At 69.7% G+C, this 22024-nt stretch carries 22 protein-coding genes; 14 read left to right on the top strand and 8 right to left on the bottom strand.

What is annotated here, in order from left to right:
• Positions 1 to 33 precede the first annotated feature (33 nt).
• The 4 genes from HHX41_RS24920 to HHX41_RS24905 all read right to left on the bottom strand — a co-directional run bounded on the left by HHX41_RS24920 (position 34) and on the right by HHX41_RS24905 (position 5454).
• Positions 34 to 873, bottom strand: coding sequence for a carbohydrate ABC transporter permease (locus tag HHX41_RS24920; protein WP_310742162.1), 840 nt, complete (start codon positions 871 to 873; stop codon positions 34 to 36).
• Complete coding sequence (locus HHX41_RS24915) at positions 870 to 1772, bottom strand: carbohydrate ABC transporter permease (protein WP_169984639.1); 903 nt, start codon at positions 1770 to 1772, stop codon at positions 870 to 872. Before HHX41_RS24915 ends, HHX41_RS24920 begins: the two co-directional genes overlap by 4 nt.
• A gap of 74 nt (positions 1773 to 1846) precedes the next feature.
• Complete coding sequence (locus tag HHX41_RS24910) at positions 1847 to 3166, bottom strand: extracellular solute-binding protein (RefSeq protein WP_182907924.1); 1320 nt, start codon at positions 3164 to 3166, stop codon at positions 1847 to 1849.
• 23 nt (positions 3167 to 3189) lie between these two features.
• Positions 3190 to 5454 (bottom strand): TIM-barrel domain-containing protein, encoded by a 2265-nt coding sequence (locus HHX41_RS24905; RefSeq protein WP_259401271.1) that lies wholly within the window; start codon positions 5452 to 5454, stop codon positions 3190 to 3192.
• Between the two features lie 177 nt (positions 5455 to 5631).
• Here HHX41_RS24905 and HHX41_RS24900 point away from each other — a divergent pair, with 177 nt between their 5' ends.
• From HHX41_RS24900 to HHX41_RS24890, 3 genes are all read left to right on the top strand, one after another.
• A complete protein-coding gene (locus tag HHX41_RS24900; RefSeq protein ID WP_169984568.1) occupies positions 5632 to 5868 on the top strand; it encodes a hypothetical protein in 237 nt (78 codons plus the stop codon).
• Positions 5869 to 5948: 80 nt separating this feature from the next.
• A complete protein-coding gene (locus HHX41_RS24895; RefSeq protein WP_220504394.1) occupies positions 5949 to 6824 on the top strand; it encodes a hypothetical protein in 876 nt (291 codons plus the stop codon).
• Positions 6817 to 7068 (top strand): hypothetical protein, encoded by a 252-nt coding sequence (locus HHX41_RS24890; protein WP_182907921.1) that lies wholly within the window; start codon positions 6817 to 6819, stop codon positions 7066 to 7068. Before HHX41_RS24895 ends, HHX41_RS24890 begins: the two co-directional genes overlap by 8 nt.
• A gap of 79 nt (positions 7069 to 7147) precedes the next feature.
• Here HHX41_RS24890 and HHX41_RS24885 read toward each other — a convergent pair whose 3' ends face one another.
• The 3 genes from HHX41_RS24885 to HHX41_RS24875 form a co-directional block, all read right to left on the bottom strand.
• The gene (locus HHX41_RS24885) at positions 7148 to 8239 is read right to left on the bottom strand and encodes a glycosyl hydrolase 53 family protein (protein WP_169984644.1); all 1092 of its coding nucleotides are present in this window, start codon (positions 8237 to 8239) and stop codon (positions 7148 to 7150) included.
• A 90-nt stretch (positions 8240 to 8329) separates the two neighbouring features.
• Entirely contained in the window at positions 8330 to 9472 is a 1143-nt protein-coding gene (locus HHX41_RS24880) for an arabinogalactan endo-1,4-beta-galactosidase (RefSeq protein ID WP_182907920.1), read from the bottom strand.
• A gap of 103 nt (positions 9473 to 9575) precedes the next feature.
• The gene (locus HHX41_RS24875; RefSeq protein WP_310742161.1) at positions 9576 to 11561 is read right to left on the bottom strand and encodes a beta-galactosidase; all 1986 of its coding nucleotides are present in this window, start codon (positions 11559 to 11561) and stop codon (positions 9576 to 9578) included.
• 207 nt (positions 11562 to 11768) lie between these two features.
• Between HHX41_RS24875 and HHX41_RS24870 the strand changes: the two genes are divergently transcribed.
• The 8 genes from HHX41_RS24870 (at position 11769) to HHX41_RS24835 (ending at position 18475) form a co-directional block, all read left to right on the top strand.
• Positions 11769 to 13085, top strand: coding sequence for an ABC transporter substrate-binding protein (locus HHX41_RS24870; protein WP_182907919.1), 1317 nt, complete (start codon positions 11769 to 11771; stop codon positions 13083 to 13085).
• A gap of 2 nt (positions 13086 to 13087) precedes the next feature.
• A complete protein-coding gene (locus tag HHX41_RS24865) occupies positions 13088 to 13984 on the top strand; it encodes a carbohydrate ABC transporter permease (protein ID WP_182907984.1) in 897 nt (298 codons plus the stop codon).
• Positions 13984 to 14865: a carbohydrate ABC transporter permease gene (locus HHX41_RS24860; protein WP_182907918.1), complete on the top strand. Its 882-nt coding sequence runs from the start codon at positions 13984 to 13986 to the stop codon at positions 14863 to 14865. The genes HHX41_RS24865 and HHX41_RS24860 overlap by 1 nt, the downstream gene beginning before the upstream one ends.
• Before the next feature lie 44 nt (positions 14866 to 14909).
• A complete protein-coding gene (locus HHX41_RS24855) occupies positions 14910 to 15911 on the top strand; it encodes a LacI family DNA-binding transcriptional regulator (protein WP_182907917.1) in 1002 nt (333 codons plus the stop codon).
• Between the two features lie 52 nt (positions 15912 to 15963).
• Positions 15964 to 16869, top strand: coding sequence for an RNA polymerase sigma factor SigJ (sigJ, locus tag HHX41_RS24850; RefSeq protein WP_310742160.1), 906 nt, complete (start codon positions 15964 to 15966; stop codon positions 16867 to 16869).
• Positions 16866 to 17318 carry a carboxymuconolactone decarboxylase family protein gene (locus HHX41_RS24845; RefSeq protein ID WP_182907915.1) on the top strand — a complete coding sequence of 151 codons (453 nt, stop codon included), beginning with the start codon at positions 16866 to 16868 and terminating at the stop codon, positions 17316 to 17318. The genes sigJ and HHX41_RS24845 overlap by 4 nt, the downstream gene beginning before the upstream one ends.
• A gap of 265 nt (positions 17319 to 17583) precedes the next feature.
• Positions 17584 to 17757: a hypothetical protein gene (locus HHX41_RS24840; RefSeq protein WP_220504393.1), complete on the top strand. Its 174-nt coding sequence runs from the start codon at positions 17584 to 17586 to the stop codon at positions 17755 to 17757.
• A gap of 79 nt (positions 17758 to 17836) precedes the next feature.
• Positions 17837 to 18475, top strand: a complete 639-nt coding sequence (locus HHX41_RS24835) for a pyridoxamine 5'-phosphate oxidase family protein (RefSeq protein ID WP_182907914.1) — start codon at positions 17837 to 17839, stop codon at positions 18473 to 18475.
• A gap of 48 nt (positions 18476 to 18523) precedes the next feature.
• On the opposite strand, the gene HHX41_RS24830 is transcribed toward HHX41_RS24835, so the two are convergent.
• On the bottom strand, positions 18524 to 19102 hold the full coding sequence (locus HHX41_RS24830) for a TetR/AcrR family transcriptional regulator (protein ID WP_169984656.1): 579 nt from the start codon (positions 19100 to 19102) through the stop codon (positions 18524 to 18526).
• An 81-nt stretch (positions 19103 to 19183) separates the two neighbouring features.
• Between HHX41_RS24830 and HHX41_RS24825 the strand changes: the two genes are divergently transcribed.
• The 3 genes from HHX41_RS24825 (at position 19184) to HHX41_RS24815 (ending at position 21957) form a co-directional block, all read left to right on the top strand.
• On the top strand, positions 19184 to 20239 hold the full coding sequence (locus tag HHX41_RS24825) for a saccharopine dehydrogenase NADP-binding domain-containing protein (protein WP_182907913.1): 1056 nt from the start codon (positions 19184 to 19186) through the stop codon (positions 20237 to 20239).
• 139 nt (positions 20240 to 20378) lie between these two features.
• Entirely contained in the window at positions 20379 to 20948 is a 570-nt protein-coding gene (locus HHX41_RS24820; RefSeq protein ID WP_169984658.1) for a carboxymuconolactone decarboxylase family protein, read from the top strand.
• Between the two features lie 64 nt (positions 20949 to 21012).
• Entirely contained in the window at positions 21013 to 21957 is a 945-nt protein-coding gene (locus HHX41_RS24815; RefSeq protein ID WP_182907912.1) for a hypothetical protein, read from the top strand.
• Positions 21958 to 22024: the final 67 nt, after the last annotated feature.

Genomic DNA, 22024 nt, shown 5'->3' with positions numbered 1-22024 from the left:
CAGGTCAGGTAGTGACGCGTTACTTGGGGGGTGTTACTTGATGGCGCCGACCGTGACGCCACGGGTCAGCGTGCGCTGGAAGATCAGGAAGAAGGCCACGGCCGGGATGATGCCGAGCAGCGCCGACGCGCTGGACATGGTGGCGTCCATCATCTTCTCGCCCTGCAGGACGCCCAGGGCGACCGGCACGGTCTGGTTGTCGTTGGCGATGAGGAACACCATCGGCAGGAAGAACTCGTTCCACGTCCAGATGAAGAAGAAGATGAGCAGCACCGAGAGGGTCGGGCGGCTGATGGGCACGACGATGCGCCACAGCATCCGCGATCTGCTCGCGCCGTCGATCTCGGCCGCCTCCAGGATCCCCCGGGGGAACTGCCCGAGCACCGACGAGAGCAGGTAGGTCCCGAAGGCCGCCTGGATCACCGTGAAGATCAGGATGACGGCGAGCTTCGAGTCGTACAGCCCCACCTCCTTGGACAGGTAGTAGAGCGGGTAGACCAGCGCCTCCTGCGGCAGCGTGTTGGCGACCAGGAAGAGCACGAGGATCCACAGCCGGCCGCGGACCTTGCCGATCCCCAGCGCGTACGCGTTGAGCACCGACAGCACCACGGCGGCCACCGCGACGACACCGCTGATCAGGAGGCTGTTCCACAGCTTCAGGCCGAAGTCGACGCGGTTCCAGAAGGCGACGATCCCGTCCAGGTAGAGCCCGTGGGGCAGGCTCAGCGGGCCGCCCGAGGAGTATTCGGCCGGTGACTTGAACGCGTTGAGCGTGACGATGACGAACGGGAAGAGCATCACGACCGCGAGCACGACCAGTGCCGCGAGCACGGCCCATCGTCCCGGCTGGCGGATGGTGCGATCGGGGGTCACGACTCACTCTCCTGGTCACGCTCCTGGACCCGCAGGAAGAGGAAGGTCACCACGACGATGATCAGGGCGAGCACGGTCGCGATCGCCGAGCCGTACCCGACGTTGACCTTCTGGAAGAAGTTCAGATAGGAGAAGTACGACGGCACCATGGTCGCGGAGCCGGGCCCTCCCCTGGTCAGCACGAAGATCGGCCCGAACACCTTGAGCGCCGCGATCGTGCAGGTCAGCAGCACCACGAAGATCTCCGGCCGGATCTGCGGAATCGTGATGTGCCAGAACCTGCGCCACCACGAGGCGCCGTCGATCTCGGCCGCCTCGTACAACGAGGGGTCGACCCGCTGGAGCCCGGCCATGAAGATGACGACCGGGTACCCGAGCTGGAACCACACCATGATCGCCATGACCGTCGCCAGCGCGATGTCCGGGTCGCCCAGCCAGTTGACCTCGAGCCCGAAGATCTGGTTGACCGCGCCGTACGACGGGTGGAGCATCCAGCCCCAGACCACGCCGGCCACCGCGACGGGCAGCACCTGCGGCAGGTAGAACGCCGCGCGCAGGGCCGAGGCCGTACGCCCGCCGAACCGCTTGGCGATGTAGTCGAACAGCGCTGCGGCGAGCATCAGGCCGATGATCGTGGGCACCACGGCCATCGCGACGATCAGCGCGACGTTGTGCTGGAAGGAGGCCCAGAAGCGCTCGTCCCTGAACAGCTTGGTGTAGTTGTCGAGCCCGATCCATTTGGGGGTGCCGACGCCGGACCAGCGGGTGAAGCTCGTCGCGACATTCATCAGGAACGGAACGACGATGATCGCGAGGAACAGCACCAGGCTCGGAACCAGGTAGAGCCAGTAGCCGCCCCTCCCGCGCGGGCGGGCGGTGCCCGCGCCGGGTGGTGCCATGTGCGGAGCCTTTCGAAAAGGGGGTCCGGCGGCGGAGGCCGGTCAGGCAGCCCCGCCGCCGGAGTCGGGGAGAGTCACTCGGCGATGTCGGCCAGGTTGTCGTTGTACGGCTGGGCGATCTCGTCCAGGACCTCCTCGGGCTTCTTGCTGCCGTTGATCAGTTCCTGTACGCCGGCGACGAGCACGTCGTAGTAGCCGGGGGCCGGCCAGTCAGGGTAGAAGGCCAGGCCGTCCTGCGTCGAGAGCTTGTTGAAGTTCTCGATGAGCTCCTTGTTCTGCGCGTCGGTGATCGCGGTGGGGTCGGCCGCGACCGGGACGCCGCCCGAGTTGCCGAGCAGGTTCTGGATCTCCTTCTTCATCGTGATGTCGATGAAGTCGTAGGCGAGGTCCTTGTTCTCGGACTTCTCCGGCACGACCCAGATGTTGCCGCTGGAGCCGGGGGCGAACTGGCCGGGCCACAGGAACGAACCCCACTTGAAGTCCTTGATCTCCTCCTGCATGCGGCCGAACCACCAGCTGCCCGACACCATGATCGGGTACTTGCCGCCGATGAACGCCACACCCATGTCCTCGGCCTTCATGCCGGCCGAGTCCTTGCCGATGTACCCCTTCTTCACCCAGTCGGAGATGGTCTGCGCGGCGTAGGTGAACTCGGGACCGTGGAAGTCGACCTTGCCCTTGTAGAGCTCGAAGGAGTCGATCCAGGCACGGTTGGCCTTGTTCAGCGCGAGCAGGTAGAACAGCTGCTGGGCGGGGTACTCGGCGCCCGCCATCGCGATCGGCGTGGTGCCCTTCTTCGCGAACGCGTCGAGCGCGGCGGTGAACTCGTCGAAGCTGGTGGGCACCTTGACGCCCGCCTTCTCGAACATGTCCTTGTTGTAGTAGACCATCACGTACTCGCCGTAGTTCGGCACGCCGAACCACTTGCCCGAGCCCATGATGCCCCGCTCGTCATATTTGGCGGTGGTCTGCAGCGACGGGCTGAGCAGCTTGTCCCAGCCGCGCTTGGTGGCCTCCTCCGACAGGTCGGTGAGCAGGCCCTGCTTGGACAGCTGACCGGCCGTCGCGTTGCCCTTGTTGTACTCCATGATGTCGGGCGCCTCGTCGGAGTTGAGGACCATCGACGCCGTCTTCTGGATCTGCTCGAAGCCCTTCTCCTCGAACTTCACCTTGACGCCGGGGTGGCTCGCCTCGAAATCCTTGATCGCCTGGGCCCAGGCGGTGCCCATGGCGCTGTTGCCGGTCTCGTAGTGCCAGAGGGTGAGGGTCCTGCCCTCCGCGGAGCCGCCGCCGCTGCCGCTATTGGAATCGTCAGAGGATCCACCGCACGCGCTGAGCGCCAGTGCGGCCGCGGCCAGTGCCGCCACCGCCGCGCTCCTGCCTACTCTGAACATGGTGTTTCTCCAGGGGGGTTTCTCTAGTTGATGACGACCGGGACGCCGGGGCCCACGAACTCGACGCCGTCGATCTGCTTGGGGCCCTCGGCGGTGACGACCAGCCGGTCGCCGTCCCTCACCGCCGTGACCGTCGTGTCCCCGTCCAGGTCCCTGATCGTCGTACGGCTCTCGCGCTCCGGCACGCCGAAGGCGAGCAGCGAGACTTGGGGCTCGTCGGCCACCGTGTCGCCCGGCTCGGTGACCGGGATCAGCGAGCCGTGCCGTACGAACAGGGGGATCTGGTCGAGCGGCGGCGACACCGTGACGTAGCGTCCGCCGTCGGCCGCCTCACCGGTCCAGTAGTCCACCCACACCCCCGAGGGCAGGTAGACCTTCCTGGTGCCGTCGGCGGAGGTCATCGGGGCGACGAGCAGGTCGGTGCCGAGAAGGTACTGCAGGTCCGCCTGCCAGGCCACCGGGTCGTCCGGATGGTCGACGCACAGCGCGCGCAGCATCGGCGCGCCCGTCTCGGCCGCGGTGACGGCCGCCGAGTAGATGTACGGCATGAGCCGGTACCGCAGCCGCAGGGCCTCGACGGCGGCCTGCTCGGCGTGCGCCGGGAACTCCCAGGGCTCCCGGGTGGTCGTGCCGTGGAACCGTACGAGCGGGGACAGCGCGGCGAACTGCGACCAGCGGATGTAGAGGTCCGGGCTCGGCGTGCCGGTGAAGCCGCCCGCGTCGTGGCTCCAGAAGGGGACTCCGGACAGCCCGTGCGACAGCCCGCCCCTGATCGTGCTGCCCATCGCGGAGTAGGTCGTGTCGACGTCGCCGCTCCACTGGGCCGAGTGGCGCTGACCGCCGAGGTAGGACGAGCGGGCCCAGACCAGGTCGTGCCCGTTCACCTCGCGGGTCACCTCCGCCACGATGTCGTTGAACAGCAGCGTGTAGACGTTGTGCAGCTCGGTGCCGGTCATGCCGTTGAAGGCCACGGCGTCGGCGGGCACCCCCTCGGCGAAGTCGGTCTTGAACGCCGCCACGCCCTCACGCAGGCGGTCGCGCAGCAGGCCCTTGAACCACTCCACCGCCTCGGGGTTGGTGAAGTCGACGATGCCGCAGGCCGGGTAGGAGCCGTGCCAGGTGTCGGCGACGTAGGTCTCGCCGCCGCGCGTCCTGAGGAAGTAGCCCCTCTCCGAGGCCTCGGCGAAGGCCGGGCTGAGATGCGAGACGTAGGAGTTCATCCACAGGCAGACCTTGAAGCCCTGCTCCTTGAGCGTGGCGAGCATGCCCTCCGGGTCGGGGAACGTCTCCGGGTCCCACTGGAGGTCGGACCAGTGCCCGTCCGCCTGCCAGTAGCAGTCGAGGTGGAGCACGTCGCAGGGGATCCCCCGCTCCCTGATCTTCCTGGCGCGCTCCAGCACGCGCTCCTGGCTGTCACGGAAGAAGCCCGAGGAGATCCAGGTGCCGAACGCCCACTTCGGCGGCAGCTGCGGCCGGCAGGTCAGCCGGTCGAACCGGTCCAGGACCTCCGCCGGGGCCGGTCCCGCGATGACGTAGTAGTCGATGAGGTCGTCGGGCACGATGATCTGCACGGCGCTGTGCGTGGACTGGCACACGTCGAACTCGACCGGCGTGCCGCTGTCGACGCAGATGCCGTAACCCCTGCTGGACAGGTAGAAGGGCACGTTCTTGTACGCGCGCTGCGACTCGGCGCCGAACGCGTCGAAGTTCCACATGAGCGGCCGCTGGCCGCGCTTGTCGAGCGGCGTGAACGACTCGCCGAAGCCGCCGAACGCCTCGTCGGCGGGGGCCACGAACGTGTCGTGGTAGGCGACGGGGGCGCCGTCGACGGCGGAGCGGCCAAACGGCAGCGTGCGCAGCCGGCCGCTGATGTCGGGGTGGCCCGGGTCCTGCTCCACCAGCGTCCGGCCGGCCCGGTCGGTGAAGCGCAGGTTCCACGGGTTCAGCCGCACCTCGGCACGCAGCGATCCCGCGTCGACGATCACGCGGCTGTGGCTCGCCTCCACGACGGCCTCGCCGTACTCGCCGGGGGTGACCATGGAGATCGCGCGGGCGGACCGGGTGCGCGCGTCGGGGTCCTCCGACAGGCGCACCCGGATCACCCCCTCACCCGCGACCGTGATCTGCACGACGAGCGTCTCCTCGGCCGAGGTGGAGCCCTTCAGCGTCACGCCCTGGCCGTCGGAGGCCACCACATCCGCGCTGGTCAGCGCGGACAGGCCCGCCTCGCCCGGCTCGCGCACCGGAAGCTCGGGAGGATCCGCCACGAAGAACTCGCGCGCGATCAATGGGGGACGGTACGGCATTGCGGCACTCCATCGGCTCATCCGGCGATTGTGGAGTTAGTTTGCCGTCCATCCCAACAAAGGTCAATGGGGTCGAAGTCGCTCCGGATTTGTCCAAATTATTCCGATTAATGCCTGTTTGAGGTAATGTGACCGCAATCCCCCGCCAAGGTAGGTGAGATGGACAGGTTCGTGCATGTGATGCCGCTCGACGACGTGATCGACCACGAGGGCAGCCCCGAGTGCGTCTGCGGCCCCGGAGGCCAGCCCGTGACCGCCGCCGACCTCGGCGAGCCGGTTCCGTACACGGACGGCGACACCGTCGCACTCGGCTGGTCCCGCCCCGCGGTCGGCGTCATCTACCAGCACCACGCGCTCACCCCCTGCCGCGAATGGGAAGCCATCCCCGAGCCCTGAGCGCTTTTAATAACCGTCAATCGCCGCCATTTATGCGAACCGTTCGTAATTGACCGACGACAGTCAGTAATGTCTCGGCCATGCCCGGTATTGATCACGAGATGCCACTCGAACTCATCCGCAACCGGCCGGAGACGGCGGTCGAGCTGCTGCGTCGCGCGCCGGGGGCCGACGTTCCCCCTTACACCACCGCTCATGTGGAGACGGTCGACTGCACCCAGGCGCCGATCGAGTTCCGCGCCGATTCGGTCGTGGTGCTGCGAGACGAGACCGGTGCGGCACTGATGGCCGTCATCGTGGAGGTTCAGCTCGGCCGGGACTATGGCAAGCGCTTCAGCTGGCCGGTCTACATCACGACGTTGCGATCGCAGCACAAGTGCGACACCGCACTGCTGGTCATCTGCCCGGATCGGTCGATGGCCCGCTGGTGCGAGAGGACGATCCGGCTGGGCCCGAACGGCGCCATCACGCCGCTCGTGATCGACCCCGGCCGCATGCCCCTCATCACCGACCCCGACCAGGCCCGCGCCTGCCCGGAACTCGCCGTCCTCTCGGCCGTGGCACACCCCGACGAGTCCGACAACGAGATGGTGCTGGAGGCGATGCTGGCGGGGCTGGCGACATTGGATGAGGATCGCGCCAGAGTATATTTGAGCTACGTGATCAGCTCGCTACGGGATGTGACGGTCAAGCGTCTGGAGGAGATGGTGACCACCATTCAGGACTTCGACTACCTCGGCGAGAAGTACTTCTCCCACTGGCTGGCCAAAGGCGAGGTGAAAGGCGAGGTAAAAGGCGAGATCAAATCGATCTTGACTGTGCTGGACGCCCGAGGCCTGGAGATCTCCGACGACGCACGCGAACGGATCCAGCGGTGTGAGGACACGAACCAACTGGAGGCCTGGGTCCGCAGGGCCGCCGTCATCACCTCGTCCGACGAGTTGTTCGATGAGTAAGACCATGCAGGACTTCGACTACCTCGGTAAGAAATATTTCCCTCACTGGATCGAAGCGGGCCGCGCCCTGGGGCAGGCGGAGGCGACGCTGATCGCGGGGATCGTCAGGGTGCTGGAGATGCGCGGCGTGGAGTTTTCCGACGACGCGGCGGAACGGATCCACCGATGCAAGAGCCTCGACCAACTGGTCACGTGGCTGCATAAGGCCCCCAAGGTCAAATCAGCCGACGACCTGTTCGATTGAAGGCGGGCCGGCCCGTGTGCCGGTGGGCGGGCCGCCCGGGGGTGTGCACCCTCAGGACGGCCCGCTTGGCTTCAGGCGGTTACGGGGTCCATCTGACGTTCGGGTTGATGTGGCCGGTCCAGTCGAAGACGGCCATGTTGTCCCAGCCGTCGCCGGTGCCGTTGATGTTCGCCGGGTCCCAGCCGTTGCCGGGCACGGCGTACCACGTCGGCTCCCAGTAGAAGACGCCGACGGCACCCGCGTTGCGGGCCGTGCTCTGCACCGCCGCGAACTCGGCGCCCTGCCCCTGCCAGGTGAGGCCGTATCCCGGGCAGCCCGACGTGACCGAGTTGCCCTCCCAGTCGGCGTTGTCAGGAGTGAACGGGTAGGCCGTCTCGGCGATGACGACCGGCTTGCCGTAGCGGGACCGCATGTCCGAGATCACGCTGGACAGGTTGGACAGCGTGCCGTGCCACATGCAGTAGTACGACAGGCCGGTGATGTCCCAGGGGACGCCCTTGGCCCGGATGCCGTCGTAGAACCAGCGGGCGTGCGCGTCGCTGTCGGCGTTCGCGGTGTGGATGATCACCTGAGTGCCGGAGTTGCACGCCTTGGTCGCGTTGTAGCCGGCCTTGAGCAGCAGGCTCAGGTTCGTGAAGTCGTTGTTGACGACCTTGCCGTCGTTCCACAGCATGCCGACGTTGATCTCGTTGCCGATCTGCACGCTGTCAGGGGTGGTGCCCTGGGCCTTGAGGCTGGAGCACACGTCGTAGGTGTAGTTGTAGACGTCGGTCTGCAACTGGCCGATGCCGTGGCTCGCCCACGCGGCGGGCTTGTACTGCTTGCCGGGGTCCGCCCAGGTGTCCGAGTAATGGAAGTCGATCATCAGCTTCAGGCCCTTGGCCTTGACCGTCCTGGCGTACTGCAGGACCTTCGCTTTGTTGTTGTAGCCGCTGGCCGGGTTGTTCCAGATCCGCAGGCGGACGTAGTTGACGCCGACGCCCTTGAGGATGTCGAGCGGGTCCCTCTGGGCGCCGCTCGCGTCGTAGTACTTCGCCCCCAGGTCGAGGGAGCGCTGCACGGAGGAGACGTCGGCTCCGAGCATGGTCAGTGGGGTGGCGGCCTGCGCCGGTTGCGCGGCGGGGAGCACCGCGGCGGCGCATACGACCAGCGCCGCCAGGATCTTTCTCATGAGTCCTCCGGTCAGGAGAGGAATGGACGGACGCCCCCGAACCCCCGCCGTCACGAGGTCAGGTCGCCACGGCGAGGGACGCTTCGATACTCAGCGGCGGGCGAACTCCCGCAGCGCGGGCAGCGCCCGGTCGTCGAAGCCGAACAGCGCCTGGTTCTCCCAGGCGTTGCCCGACGACGGGTCGGCGGGATCCCAGCCGTTGCCCTTCACCCCCGTCCAGGTGGCCTCCCACCAGAAGGCCCCCAGGCCGAGTCCGCCGGGCACCGCCCGCACGATGTTCGTCAGGTCGCGGGCGAACGCCGCCTGCCCCGCGGGGGTCGCCGGATATCCGGGGTACGGCTCGGCGGAGGTGACGATGTTCTCCCAGCCGTCGTCGTCGGCCGTCGTGAAGGGATAGGCGGTCTCGGCCACCACGACCGGCTTGCCGTACCGCGCGGCGACGTCGTTCAGGTTGGCCTGGAACGCGGCGAGGGTGCCGTGCCAGAACGGGTAGTACGACAGGCCGATCACGTCGTAGCGGACGCCGTAGGACGCGGCGGTGTCGAACCACCACCGGTAGAGGCCGTTGTCGCCGCCGTCCGCCAGGTGCAGCACGACCTTCGTTCTGGCCGACACCGCCTTGACCGCGTCGTACCCGGCGCCCAGCAGGGCGGCCATTCCCGGCCAGGCGTCCCACCGGCCGTCCGGCCACAGCAGGCCGCCGTTGATCTCGTTGCCGACCTGCACCATGTCGGCCGTCGTGCCCTGCGCCTTCAGCGCGCTCAGCACGTCGTAGGTGTGGTCGTACACCGCCTGCTTCAGTTCCTCGAACGACAGCGAGGACCAGGCGGCGGGCTTGTTCTGCTTGCCGGGGTCGGCCCAGGAGTCGGAGTAGTGGAAGTCGACCAGCAGGCCCATGCCGAGCGCCTTGGCCCGCTTCGCGATCGCGAGCACCTGGTTCTTGGTGTTGTAGCCGTCGGCGGGGTTCACCCACACCTTGAGCCGGATGTAGTTGACCCCGCTGTGCCGCAGGATCGCCAGCGCGTCGCCCCGCCGCCCGTTCGCGTAGCGGTACGTCCCGCCCAGCGCCTCGGACTTGGCGAGGCTCGACACGTCGGCGCCCCTGATCGCGAGGTGGGGTGGTGGGCCGCCCGGCTTCCGGCCGCCGCCGGCCGGTGCCGCGGCCACTGCCGGGGCGACGGTGGTGAACAGCGCGGCCATCGCGCACAGCAGGGCCGCCAGGAATCGAGCCATGAGATCCTCCGGTCAGGAGAGGACGAGCCGTGTTCCCCCGTGTTCGATTGTGCGGGCCCCGGCGCCGCGTCGCCGGTCAGGTGCGGCACGGCGCCGGGGAGTCTCAAGCGGTGCGGACCACCACGACGCCCCCGGCGGGCACCGTCGCCGAACCGTCGTACGCGGCGCCGTCGAGCACTCCGGTGCCGGTCACCCCGTGCACGGTGACCGGCGCGTCCCCGTGGTTGATGAGGAACAGGTGGTCGCCCCGCCATACGAGCTCCAGCGTGTCGGGCAGGCCGCGCGGCCGGGACACGCCCGCGCCGTCGAGCACCCGGCCGAGGAGCCCGCGCAGGCCGGACCCGGCGTCCAGGGCGGTGGACACGTACCACGCGGTGCCCGCGCCCAGGTCGTGCCGGGTGACGGCGGGGTGCCCGGCGTCGGGCCCGTCGGCGAACTCGTGCACGGCCCGCGCCCCCGCGAGCCGTACGCGCTCGGACCAGATCCGGCCGGTCGCGGAGAAGGGCTCCAGCGTCACGGTCTCGTGCTCGCGGAGCGGGTGGAACTCCTCGACGGCAACGCCGAGCACCTCGCGCAGCGCACCGGGATGGGGCCCCGCGTGGATGGTGTCGTTCTCGTCCACGATGCCGGAGAAGTACGAGACGAGCAGGTGCCCGCCCGCCTCCACGTAGCGGTGCAGGTTCTTCGCCGGCGCCTCGCCGAGCAGGTAGGAGCTCGGCGCGACGACCAGCCGGTACGGCGACAGGTCGGCCGACGGGTGGACGAAGTCGACGGTGACGTGCTCCCGCCACAGCGCCTCGTAATAGGCCTCGACGCGCTCCCGGAAGCGCAGGTCGGCCGACGGCCGCCACTCGAACTCGAGCGCCCAGTAGGACTCCCAGTCCCACACCACGGCGACCTCGGCCGCCACCCGCGAGCCCCTCACCCCGGCGAGTTCGCGCAGGTCCGCGCCGAGCGCCACCACCTCGCGCCACATCCGCGAGTCGGTCCCGGCGTGCGGCACCATCGCCGAGTGGAACTTCTCCGCTCCGTATCGGGAGGCGCGCCACTGGAAGAACATCGCCGAGTCCGAGCCGCGCGCCACGTGGGCGAGGGTGTTGCGGCGCATCTCCCCCGGCCGTTTGGCGAGGTTGCGCGGCTGCCAGTTGACCGCGCCCGTCGAATGCTCCATCAGCATCCAGGGGCGGCCTCCGGCCACCGAGCGGGTGAGGTCGGCGGCCATGGCGAGTTCGATCTGCGGGTCGGCCCGCCCCGAGTCGAGGTAGTGGTCGTTGGCCACCACGTCGACCTCAGCCGCCCACCGCCAGTAGTCCATGGGCTTGCAGTTGGGGATCATGAAGTTGGTCGTGACGGGCAGGTCGCAGAACCGGCGGATCGTGTCCCGCTCCCTGCGGAAACAGGCGATGTGGGCGTCGACCGAGAACCGCATGAAGTCGAGCTGGAGCCCGGTGAGCAGGCCCACCGGCGCGGCCACGGGCGGCTCGACCTCCTCGAACGAGCCGTAGGTCAGCCCCCAGAAGGTCGTGCCCCAGGCGGCGTTGAGCGCGCCCACGTCTCCGTACCTGTCCCTCAGCCAGGCGCGGAACGCCTCGGCCGACGTCGGGCAGTAACAGTGGGCGTTGGCCCAGCCGTACTCGTTGTGCACGTGCCACATGGCCACGGCGGGGTGGCCGGCGTACCGCCGGGCCAGGGCGGTGACGACCCGCTCGGACGCGGCGGCGTAGTCGGGCGAGCTCGGGCAGAAGCTGTGCCGGGAGCCCCCGCCGAGCACGTGGCCCTCCCGGTCCACCAGGCGGCTGCCGGGGTAGCGGCGGCGGAACCACGTGGGCGGCGACGAGGTGGGGGTGGCGAGGTCGGCGTACACGCCGGCCGAGTGAAGCAGGTCGAGGATCCGGTCGAGCCGGGCGAAGTCGTACTCGCCCTCCTCCGGTTCGATGAGCCCCCAGTTGAAGACCCCCACGGTGACCAGGTTCACCCCGGCCTCCCGCATCAGGCGGACGTCCTCCCGCCACACGTCCTCCGGCCACTGCTCGGGGTTGTAGTCCCCGCCGTAGGCGAGGCCCTCGGGCAGGACGGGATATCCGGGCACGTCTCCCCCTCGATTCTGCTTCTGTGAACGTGCACAGTAGCGCACAGCCGCCCAGGCGTGAAGGTGCGTGCGATTTGCGCTGATAGAGACGGCCCGTTAACAACCGGGTAACGGCCATTGACAGCACCTGAGCGACCTTTCACTCTGTGAACGCTCCCAGAACGTTTCATCCTCCCATCCCCCTCTCCCCCCTGCCTGGAGGGCCCTATGCGTGTGAACCGGTTAGCAGTGGCGGCCGTCGCGATCCTCACCACCGCACTGTCGGCGGCCTGCTCGGGCGGCACCGAGGAGCCGTCCTCCGAGGCCGCGAGCCAGAGCGCGGCACCGGCCGGGCCGGTGAAGCTGACCTACTGGACCTGGGTCCCGAACATGGACAAGATCGTCACGGTGTGGAACCAGGCCCACCCCGACATCCAGGTCACGGTCAGCAAGCAGGCGGGCGGGGACGACGCGGCCGCCAAGTTCCTCACCGCCGCCAAGGCCGGCAACCCGCCCGACCTGGTCCAGGCCGAATACCAGATGCTGCCCTCCTTCGTCGCGGCCGACGCCGTGGCCGACCTCAAGGCGGAGACCGCGCAGGCGAAGGCCGAGTTCGGCGAGGGCATCTGGGGGCTGGTCACCCTCGGCACCGACGCCGTCTACGCGGTCCCGCAGGACAGCGGGCCGATGATGCTCTACTACCGCAAGGACCTGTTCGAGAAGTACGGCATCGAGGTGCCGAAGACCTGGGACGAGTACGCCGAGGCCGCCCGCGCCGTGCACAAGAAGGACCCGAAGGTCTTCCTCGGCACGTTCTCCAGCAAGGACCCGGGCTGGTTCGCCGGCCTCTCCCAGCAGGCGGGCGCGCAGTGGTGGTCGATCAGCGGCGACGCCTGGAAGGTCGCGGTGAACGACGAGGCCACCACGAAGGTCGCCTCCTATTGGGGCGGCCTGGTGAAGGAGGGCGTCATCGACGGCATGCCGTACTTCACCCCCGAGTGGAACAAGGCGCTCAACGACGGCAAGCTGCTCACCTGGCCGTCGGCGGTGTGGGGCCCGGGCGTGCTGTCGAGCAACGCGCCGAAGGCCAAGGGCAAGTGGGCCATCGCCCCGCTGCCGCAGTGGAGCGCGAGTGACAACTACAGCGGCTTCTGGGGCGGCTCGTCCACCGCCGTCGCCGCCAAATCGCCCAACAAGGCGGCCGCCGCGCAGTTCGCCACCTGGCTCAACACCGACCCGCAGGCGCTCGACCTGCTGATCAAGGAGGGCGCGGTCTACCCGGCCTCCGCCAAGGGCGCCGCGCTGATGACCGAGGCGCCGGACTTCTTCTCCAACCAGCCCGACTTCTGGCAGCAGGCCGCCGCCATCGGCGCCACCGCACGCGGCTTCACCTTCGGCCCGAACGTCAACGTGACGTACAACGCCTACAGGGACGCCTTCGACAAGGCCGTCGCCGCCAAATCCGACTTCGCCGCCGCCGTCGCGGCGATGCAGGACACCACCGTCGCCGACATGCAGAAGTCCGGCTTCAGCCTCGCCCAGTGACGATGCGATCTCCGAAGACAGGCGCCCGCGCCGGCCGCGCGGGCGCCGCGCCCTACCTGTTCCTCGCCCCGGCCATGGCGCTGTTCACGCTCTTCATGGCCCTGCCCATCGGCTACACGATCTATCTGAGCCTGCGGCGCACCAAGGTCTCCGGCCTGGGGCTCGGCAAGGGGGCCCGCACCGAGGTCTTCGCCGGGCTCGCCAACTACGCGGCCGCCGTCGGCGACGGCGAGCTGTGGGCCGGCTGGCTGCGCGTCCTCGGATACGGCGCGCTGGTGCTGGCGCTGATGCTGGGGCTCGCCCTCGTGTTCGCGCTCATGCTCGACGCCGCGCACGTGCGGCTCGCCCGCCTCACCCGGATCTCGATCTTCCTGCCGTACGCCGTGCCCGGCGTGGCCGCGACGCTGATGTGGGGCTTCCTCTACCTGCCCAGCCTCAGCCCGTTCGGCGAGCACCCGTTCCTCAGCGCCGACCTGGTGACGTTCTCGATGGCGAACGTGGCGGTCTGGGGCGGAACCGGCTTCAACATGCTGGTGCTCTACACGAACCTGCGGGCCGTGCCGCGGGAGTACTACGAGGCGGCCAGGATCGACGGCGCGAGCGAGCTGGGCATCGCGCTGCGCGTCAAGATCCCGATCCTGGTCCCGTCGATCATCCTGACCACCGTGTTCTCCGTCATCGCGACCGTCCAGGTGTTCACGGAACCGACCACCCTTCGGCCGCTGACGAACACGATCAGCTCGACCTGGAGCCCCCTGATGAAGGTGTACCGCGACGCGTTCGTCACCGGCGACCTCTACTCGGCCGCCGCGACATCCATGGTGATCGCCGGGATCTCCCTCGTCCTGTCATTCGGTTTCCTGCGGATCGTGAAGAACCGCGCGTTCGGGGAGGGCTGATGGCCGCCACCGCGCTGCCGCGGACCCGCGGCCACGCCCGGCGGGCGCCGCGCCGGCCGCTGGGGATCGTGCCGACCGGAGTGCTCGTGCTGGGCGCGATCTACACCCTGTTCCCGGTGAGCTGGGTGGTGGTCGCGGCCACCAAATCGAAGGCCGAGCTGTTCTCCACCTCGACGTTCGCGCCGGGGACCGGCCTGCTGTCCAACCTGACCGACCTGTTCGCCTACCGAGACGGCGTCTTCTGGCTCTGGCTGCTCAACACCCTCCTGTACGCGGGGGGCGGCGCGGTCCTGTCGACCGCGGTGTCCACCGTCTCGGGCTACGCCCTCGCCACGTACGACTTCCCGGGTCGGAACCTGATCTTCAACATACTCATCGGCGGCATCCTCGTGCCGTCGGTGGTGCTGGCGATCCCGCAGTATCTGCTGTTCTCCAAGGCCGGCCTGGCCGACACGTACTGGTCGGTGCTGCTGCCCCAGATCCTGCATCCGTACAGCATCTATCTGGCCCGGATCTACGCCAGGGCCGCGATCCCGGGCTCGCTGCTGGAGGCGGGCCGGCTGGACGGCGCGAGCGAGTGGCGGCTGTTCCGCCAGGTGGCGCTGCCGATGATGACGCCGGGCATGGTGACGATCTTCCTGTTCCAGTTCGTCGCGATCTGGAACAACTTCCTGCTGCCGTTCATCATGCTGGGCGACGACCACAGGTTCCCGCTGACGGTCGGCCTCTACACGCTGCTGGCCGCGGGCGCCAACCAGCCGTCGCTGTACAACCTGATCATCACGGGGACGCTGCTGTCGCTCATCCCGCTGATCGCGCTGTTCCTCACGATGCAGCGCTACTGGCGTACGGACCTGTCCGGCGGGGCCGTGAAAAGCTGATGCACACGGGGAAACACGCTGATCGGCGGGGGGAAAATACGTCTATGGCGAAACGTCCGACCATCCACGACGTGGCCGCGGCGGCGGGCGTCTCCCGGGGCACCGTCTCCCGGGTGCTCAACGACGACCGGTACGTGAGCCCCGCCGCCCACGCCGCCGTCCGCCGGGCCATCGCCGAGACCGGGTACGTCGTCAACCGCGCCGCCAGGAGCCTGGTCACCCAGCGGACCGGGTCGGTCGTGATGGTCCTGTCCGAGCCGCACGAGAAGCTGTTCGAGGACCCCAACTACAGTGTGATGATCCGCACCGCCATCAAACGCCTGGCCGAGCGCGACGTGTCCCTCGTCGTCATGCTGGCCGGCGACGACGGGGACCGCGAGCGGGTGCTCCGCTACGTGCGCGGCGGCCACGCCGACGGCGTGTTCCTGATGTCCACGCACGCCGGCGACACGCTCGTGGACGCCCTGGTGGAGACGAAGGTCCCCGCCGTGGCGCAGGGCGCGGTCATCGGACGGGAGACCACGATCCCCTACGCGGCGGCCGACGACCGCGAGGGCGCCCGGCAGATGACCCGCTACCTGGTCGAGCAGGGCCGCAGGAGGATCGCCACGATCACCGGCCCGATGGACACCCCCGGCGGCATCCAGCGCCTGGAGGGTTTCGCCGACGTGCTCGGCAGGAAGGCCTCCAGGAAGCTCATCGAGCACGGCGACTGGACCCAGCTCAGCGGCGAGAGCGCGATGGCGCGGCTGCTGGAGCGCACGCCCGACCTCGACGCCGTCTTCGTGGCCTCCGACCTCATGGCGGCCGGTGCGCTGTCCACGCTGCGCGCGGCCGGACGGCGGGTGCCCGACGACGTGGCCGTGGGGGGCTTCGACGACTCGTCGGTGGCCGCCACCACGCATCCGCCGCTGACCACCGTCCGCCAGCCGCTCGCCGAGGTCGCGCAGGAGACCGTACGGCTCCTGCTCACGCTCATCGACGGCGGCGGCCCGGTGGAGCCGGTGATCCTGCCCACCCGCCTCGTCGTGAGAGAGTCCGCCTGAGCCTCCCGAGAGGGCGATGTCACACACTGAGGATGTGTCTCGTCCTCAAGGCGTGAACGACCATGAAAGCGCGGTGACCGCCCTGGACGCCGAGTTCCAGGCGCTGCGGCCCCGGCTGCTCGGCGTCGCGTACGGCCTGCTCGGCAGCCTGGACGAGGCCGAGGACGTGGTGCAGGACGCCTGGCTGCGGCTGCGCGCCGCCAAGGCCGCGGACGGCGACGAGATCAGGGACGCGACCGGCTGGCTGGTGGTCACGGTCTCCCGGCTCGCCCTCGACGTGCTGCGCTCGGCGCGGCGTCGCAGGGAGGAGTACGTGGGGCCGTGGCTGCCCGAGCCCGTTCTGATGGGGCCCGACCCCGCCGAGCGGGTGACCCTGGACGAGTCGATGAGCATGGCCATGCTCGTCGTGCTGGAGTCGCTCAGCCCGGCCGAGCGGACCGCCTTCGTGCTGCACGACGTGTTCGGCCTGACGTTCGCCGAGGTGGGCGCGGCGGTCGGGCGCAGCCCGGCGGCCTGCCGGCAGCTCGCCGCGCGGGCACGGGCGCACGTCCGGTCCCGTGCGCCCCGGTTCGACGTGGATCCCGCGGAGCATCGGCGGGTGGTGGACGCCTTCGCCCGGGCCTGCCTCGGCGGCGACATGGACGCGCTGCTCGCGCTGCTCGACCCGGACGTCGTGCTGCGCAGCGACGGCGGCGGCCTCGTGACCGCGGCGCGCCGCCCGGTCCTCGGCGCCGCCAAGGTGGCCAGGCTGCTGTTCGGCATCCGCCGGTCCGAGCACATACTGGTCCCGGTCTCCGTGAACGGCCGGCCGGGGCTGCTGCGCTACCGGGACGGCCGGCTCGTGGCGGTGATCGGGATCACCGTCGCGCAGGGCCGGGTCACCGCCGTCGACATGGTCCTCAACCCGAGAAAGCTCGCCCGCGTGACGCGGGCCGGCGAGATAGGAGCCGAGAGATGACCGCGAGGATCAGTGTGCGCGACCTGGCCCCGGACGCGTACCGGGCGATGAGCGGGGTGGAGCGCTTTCTGCGGGAGTGCGGGGTGCCGCACCCCACCCTGGAGCTGATGAAGATCCGGGCCAGTCAGATCAACGGCTGCGCCTTCTGCCTCGACATGCACGGCCGGGACGCCAAGAAGGCCGGGGAGAGCGACGAGCGGCTGTGGTCGGTGGCCGGCTGGCGGGAGGCGCCGTACTACACCGACGCCGAGCGGGCCGCGCTCGCGCTGACCGAGGCCGCGACCCGGCTCGCCGACCGGCCCGACCCGGTGCCGGACGAAATCTGGGCGGAGGCGGCCAAGCACTACTCCGAGGAGCAGCTGGCCGCGCTGGTGGTGGCGATCGCGCAGATCAACGCCTGGAACCGGATCTCCGTGGTCAGCCGGACGGTCCCCGGCACGGGGGTCTGATCCGGTCTGTCCCCGAAAACCGGAAGACGATGGCAGGCGGGCCGAATAGTCTTCCTCCATCACGGAAGGAGGAGGCCATGAGACGCACCCGGATCCGCAAGCCGCTCCGCATCCGCCGTCCCGCCGCCGATCTCGACCTGCGCACCCCCTCCGGTCGGCTGCTCCCTTACTGAGACTGGCGCGACAGGGGAGGCTTTACGCCCCTTTTACCGAGTCTCCGGTATCTATACCGACAAGGTCACGGAACCATCACGGTCGGGGGGTAATGAACATGGTCACGGTGGTGCCGTCGCTCGCCAAGGTCAGGGACATCAGGACCGCGCTGCGCCGCAGGCCCAGGAGGGACAGAGGGGACAGGAAGATCGTCGACCTCCGGGCCTACACGGGTGGGAACGTCATCCGGTTCCCGAGGACGTCCGGACCGACGCCGGCCGCCTGATCCGGTCCGTCCGCAGCGATCCCACGACCCGCCCGGCATCCCCGCCGGGCGGGTCGGCTTTCTGCTTAGATGTCGCCTCATGAGTGATCTGTCCACAACGAAGCGGACCCGGCACCGTCGCTTGCGGGAACAGGGCCGCACCGACCGGGAGGCGCTGTTCGAGGTGCTCCGGGCCGGGTTCGTCTGCCACCTCGGCGTCGTCGTGGACGGCGACCCCATGGTGGTGCCCACGGTGTACGGCTTCGACGACGACCATCTGTACGTGCACGGCTCGGTGGCGAGCCGCAGCCTCACCCGGCGCACGACGGTCTGCGTGACGATCACGCATGTCGACGGCCTCGTGCTGGCCCGGTCGGTCTTCGAGCACGGCGTCAACTACCGCAGCGCGATGATCTACGGCGTGCCGCGCGTGCTGGAGGACGACGAGAAGCTCGATGCCCTGCGGTGCCTGACCGAGCACGTCGCTCCGGGCCAGTGGGACCACGCCCGGCAGCCGAACCGCAGGGAACTGGCCGCGACGACCATTCTCGCGGTCCCGCTCGACGAGGCGTCGGTCAAGGTGCGCGAGGGCCACCCGGACGACGCCGATGATCCGCACGACGTGTGGGCGGGCGTCCTGCCGCTCACCTCGTCGTGGCAGGCCCCCGTGACCGACCCGCGGGCCGCCGCCCACCCCGTCCCGCCGCACATCCTGGCCCGCACCGGCACGAGCCTCTGACGGCGCTCCCGGGTTCGCCGAGCCCGCGTCCGCAGGCGGGCCGCGGCCTCAGGCCGACGGCGTGTTCGTCAGGTGCCTCATCGCCGCCAGGGTCTGGTCGATGGTGGCCGGCAGGCCGGGGTCGCCGTGCTGGTTGAGCCAGCGGGTCACCGCTATCCGCAACGTGGTCACGGCGACCTCCGCCGCCAGCTGGGCGGTCAGCTCGTCAACGCCGCGGGCACGGAAGCCCTGCTCCAGGGCCTGCGACATCAGCGAGAACTTGCGCAGCTCGCGCTCGTGCAGGGCGGGTTCGGCGTCGATCGCGGCCCGTCGGCGTAGCAGGTAGTCGAGGCTGCGGCCCTCGAAGATCTCGGCCGCGGCGGGGGCCAGGTTCTCGCTGATCAGTTCCATCGGGCCGAGCGACGGCGGGGCCTCGGCCATGAAGCGGGCCACCCGCTCGGGCACCGACTCCTCGCCGGCGAACAGCACCTCACGCTTGTCGGCGAAGTGCCGGAAGAACGTACGGGTCGTGAGCCCGGCCCGCGCCGTGATCTGCGGCACGGTGGTCTCGGTGAACCCCTGCTCGAGGAAGAGATCGAGCGCGGCCTGTTCGAGCCGTTCTCGCGCACCCGGTTGCCATCGACCCATGTCGCCGATTCTAGTGATGACACGTCGTGTCATGCTATGCGATAGTGATGACACGACGTGTCATAGCTGATGGAGGCGAATATGACGGGCGAGATCTGGGTGCTCGGCGCGACCGGACGGGTCGGCCGGGAGGCGGTGGAGCGTCTGCGGCAGGCGGGCGCCGAGGTGGTGGTGGCCGGCCGCGATCGGGAGCGGCTGACCCGGGTGAGTCCGGACGCCCGGGCGGTGACCGGCTCGCTCGACGAGGTCTGCGCGCGGCTGGCCGCCGAGGCGCCGGCCGTCGTGATCAACACGGTGGGGCCGTTCGCGGTCACGGCGCCGCAGGTCGCGCGGGCCTGCCCACCGGGCACCCACTACGTCGACGTCTCCAACGAGCTGAGCGCGTTCGAGCTGCTCCACGGCATGGACCGGGAGGCGGCGGCGACCGGTCGCACGCTGGTCTCCGGCGCGGGCTTCGGCGTGCTCGCGACCGAGAGCATCCTGCTGCATCTGCTGGAGGCCGCGGAGAAGCCTTCGCGAGTACGCGTCGACGCCGTCGCGTCAGTCGCGATCGAGCCCGGCGCCCTCGGCGAAGCCCTGGCCGCCACCATCGTGCACGCGTTGCTCGAGGGCGGTCGCGAGGTGCGGCAGGGCCGGATGGTGCGCGCCCGGGCCGGGGGTGCCGCGGAGCGATTGACCACCCCCGACGGCGACGTGGTCACCACCGCTGCCCTGGGCAGCGGCGAGCTCTTCGCGGCCTGGCGGGCCAGCGGTGCCTCCTCCGTGATCGGCGCCTCGGCTCTCGCCCCGGCCAACCCTGCCGTCCGAGCGGCCCTGCCGGCGATCGTCGGCGTGCTGCGTCTGCCCGGTCTGGCGGGCTTCGCCGCTCGGCGGCTCGCCCGCGTCACGACGACCACGGCCAAGGAGCGTCCGCGCCGATCGTCCTGGGGCCGTGCCCGAGTCGAATGGCCGTCCGGTCGCGTGCGTGAGGGCTGGCTGCGCACCGGCGAGGGCATGACGTTCACAGCCGGTGCCGTCACCGAGGTGGCCCAGCGCCTGGCCAAGGGCGAGGGCCGCCCCGGCGCGTTCACCCCGGCCAGGCTCTTCGGCCCCGAGGTGGCGCTGGCCGCCGGCGCCGAATTCGTGATCACGGCCTGAAGCCCGACGCCGGCGTGGCGGGGACATCACGGCGCTCGTCGACAGGGTGAGCAAGACAGAGGTTGACCGGACGATCTTTCTCGCCGACGCTGCTTGGGGAGATGCCCTTCCCCCTTCCCCCGTCAGCAAGGGAGAGTCCATGCCCCACATCGCCCTCGGATCCGACGCGCCGGGGATCCGCGGCCTGTTCGCCTTCCGCCCCGAGACCGCCCAGCCGCTGAACGCGCTCGCCGAGGTGCTGCTGCGCGGCGACAGCACTCTTTCCCGGGGCGAGCGCGAGTTGATCGCGGCGTACGTGTCGTCGCTCAACGCGTGCCGTTACTGCTTCTCCTCGCACGCCGCCTACGCCGCCGCCCAGTTGCCCGAGGGGATGACGCTGGTCGAGCAGGTGCGCACCGACCTCGACTCCGCACCGGTCACGCCCAAGATGAGGGCCCTGCTGCGCATCGCGGCCTCCGTGCAGCGCGGCGGCAGAGAAGTGAGCGAGGAGCAGATCGCCGCGGCGCGCGCCGAGGACGCGACCGACCTGGAAATCCACGACACCGTGCTCATCGCCGCCGCCTTCTGCATGTTCAACCGGTACGTCGACGGCCTGGCCACGATCGCGCCCGACGACCCCGAGTCGTACGCCGCGCGGGCCGAGCGGATCGTCGCCAACGGCTACCTGGGGCTCTTCGCCGAGATGCAGGCCGCCGCCGGGCGGTCCTGACCCTCCTTCCGCAGCTCCCGATCGCACCTCCCCCGTCACGTCCTCGTCCGGAGAAAGGTGTCTCATGGCTCGGACCCTGCCGCTTCCCACATCCCCGTCCCTGTCGCGCTCCGACGGCGTGCCCCGGCGCCGGGGCCTGATCGTCGTCCTCAGCGTGCTGGCCGGCGCGCTCATCGCCGCTCTCTGGTCGTTCCGGTTCGTGGACAGCGTGATCGGCGACAACGTCGCCAACACCCTGCTCGGCTACGACGCCAAGCAGACGGCGATCGGCGGTCTCGCCGCGGGCACCGTCTTCGCGTTCGTCTCGGGCCTGGCCGGGACGTTCACCGCGTGCAACATCGCCGTGTTCGGCGCGATCGCACCGATGGCCGGCTCTCCGGCCGCGGGCAGCCGCAGGTTCAGGGCCGTGCTGCGCCCGCTCAGCAGGCTCGCGCTCGGCATGGTCGTCGTCTCCGCGGTGTACGGCGCGGTCGGGGCGCTGCTCGGCGACCGGCTTCCCCAGTTGTCCGCCGTGCAGACGGCCTCCGGCCTGCCGCCCCGGCTGATCCAGGCGTCCGTGGTCTTCGGGCTGATCGGCCTGGCCTTCGTCTACCTCGGCCTGGCGGCCCTGCGCGTCGTGCCCGATCCGTTCGCCCGCCTGTCCGGCCGGTTCCCGCACGCCCGGATCGTCGTCGTCGGCGCGCTGATCGGCGGGTTCCTCGTCGGCCGTCCGTTCCCGTTGTTCCACAAGCTGTTCGAGTACGCCGCGGCGACGCGCAACCCGTTCTACGGCGCCGCCGTCTTCGTCCTGCAGTCCCTCGGCAACATCACCTTGATGGCCCTGCTCTTCGTGGTGCTCCTCTACGCGACCAGGGGCCGTTTCACGCAGTGGCTCACGGCGTCGCCCACGCGGATCGCGGCGATCACCGCCGTGACCTTCCTCGTCGTCGGCGCCTTCACGTTCCTCTACTGGGACGTACGGCTGCCCGCGATGTTCGGATACGGGTGGTTCCCCACCGCCTCCTGGTAGCGCCTACAGCCCGAGCGCCTGTTCGGCGAGCCTGGTGCCCTCCAGCCGCGCGGCGATCTTGGCGAAC

Origin of the sequence: Microbispora sp. H13382, assembly GCF_014161445.1 — a bacterium.
Lineage (GTDB): Bacteria > Actinomycetota > Actinomycetes > Streptosporangiales > Streptosporangiaceae > Microbispora.
Note: the sequence above shows the minus strand (reverse complement) of the source record. Positions and strands in the feature narration are given on the sequence as shown.

Bases quoted from the DNA above. Each gene is read 5' to 3' on its own strand.
- HHX41_RS24900 (WP_169984568.1), top strand. From the start codon at position 5,632: ATGGACAGGTTCGTGCATGTGATGCCGCTCGACGACGTGATCGACCAC.
- HHX41_RS24845 (WP_182907915.1), top strand. From the start codon at position 16,866: ATGACCGCGAGGATCAGTGTGCGCGACCTGGCCCCGGACGCGTACCGG.
- HHX41_RS24865 (WP_182907984.1), top strand. From the start codon at position 13,088: ATGCGATCTCCGAAGACAGGCGCCCGCGCCGGCCGCGCGGGCGCCGCG.
- HHX41_RS24825 (WP_182907913.1), top strand. From the start codon at position 19,184: ATGACGGGCGAGATCTGGGTGCTCGGCGCGACCGGACGGGTCGGCCGG.
- HHX41_RS24840 (WP_220504393.1), top strand. From the start codon at position 17,584: ATGAACATGGTCACGGTGGTGCCGTCGCTCGCCAAGGTCAGGGACATC.
- HHX41_RS24895 (WP_220504394.1), top strand. From the start codon at position 5,949: ATGCCCGGTATTGATCACGAGATGCCACTCGAACTCATCCGCAACCGG.
- HHX41_RS24890 (WP_182907921.1), top strand. From the start codon at position 6,817: ATGAGTAAGACCATGCAGGACTTCGACTACCTCGGTAAGAAATATTTC.
- HHX41_RS24815 (WP_182907912.1), top strand. From the start codon at position 21,013: ATGGCTCGGACCCTGCCGCTTCCCACATCCCCGTCCCTGTCGCGCTCC.
- HHX41_RS24820 (WP_169984658.1), top strand. From the start codon at position 20,379: ATGCCCCACATCGCCCTCGGATCCGACGCGCCGGGGATCCGCGGCCTG.
- HHX41_RS24835 (WP_182907914.1), top strand. From the start codon at position 17,837: ATGAGTGATCTGTCCACAACGAAGCGGACCCGGCACCGTCGCTTGCGG.
- HHX41_RS24830 (WP_169984656.1), bottom strand. From the start codon at position 19,102: ATGGGTCGATGGCAACCGGGTGCGCGAGAACGGCTCGAACAGGCCGCG.
- HHX41_RS24910 (WP_182907924.1), bottom strand. From the start codon at position 3,166: ATGTTCAGAGTAGGCAGGAGCGCGGCGGTGGCGGCACTGGCCGCGGCC.
- HHX41_RS24885 (WP_169984644.1), bottom strand. From the start codon at position 8,239: ATGAGAAAGATCCTGGCGGCGCTGGTCGTATGCGCCGCCGCGGTGCTC.
- HHX41_RS24860 (WP_182907918.1), top strand. From the start codon at position 13,984: ATGGCCGCCACCGCGCTGCCGCGGACCCGCGGCCACGCCCGGCGGGCG.
- HHX41_RS24880 (WP_182907920.1), bottom strand. From the start codon at position 9,472: ATGGCTCGATTCCTGGCGGCCCTGCTGTGCGCGATGGCCGCGCTGTTC.
- HHX41_RS24870 (WP_182907919.1), top strand. From the start codon at position 11,769: ATGCGTGTGAACCGGTTAGCAGTGGCGGCCGTCGCGATCCTCACCACC.
- HHX41_RS24915 (WP_169984639.1), bottom strand. From the start codon at position 1,772: ATGGCACCACCCGGCGCGGGCACCGCCCGCCCGCGCGGGAGGGGCGGC.
- HHX41_RS24855 (WP_182907917.1), top strand. From the start codon at position 14,910: ATGGCGAAACGTCCGACCATCCACGACGTGGCCGCGGCGGCGGGCGTC.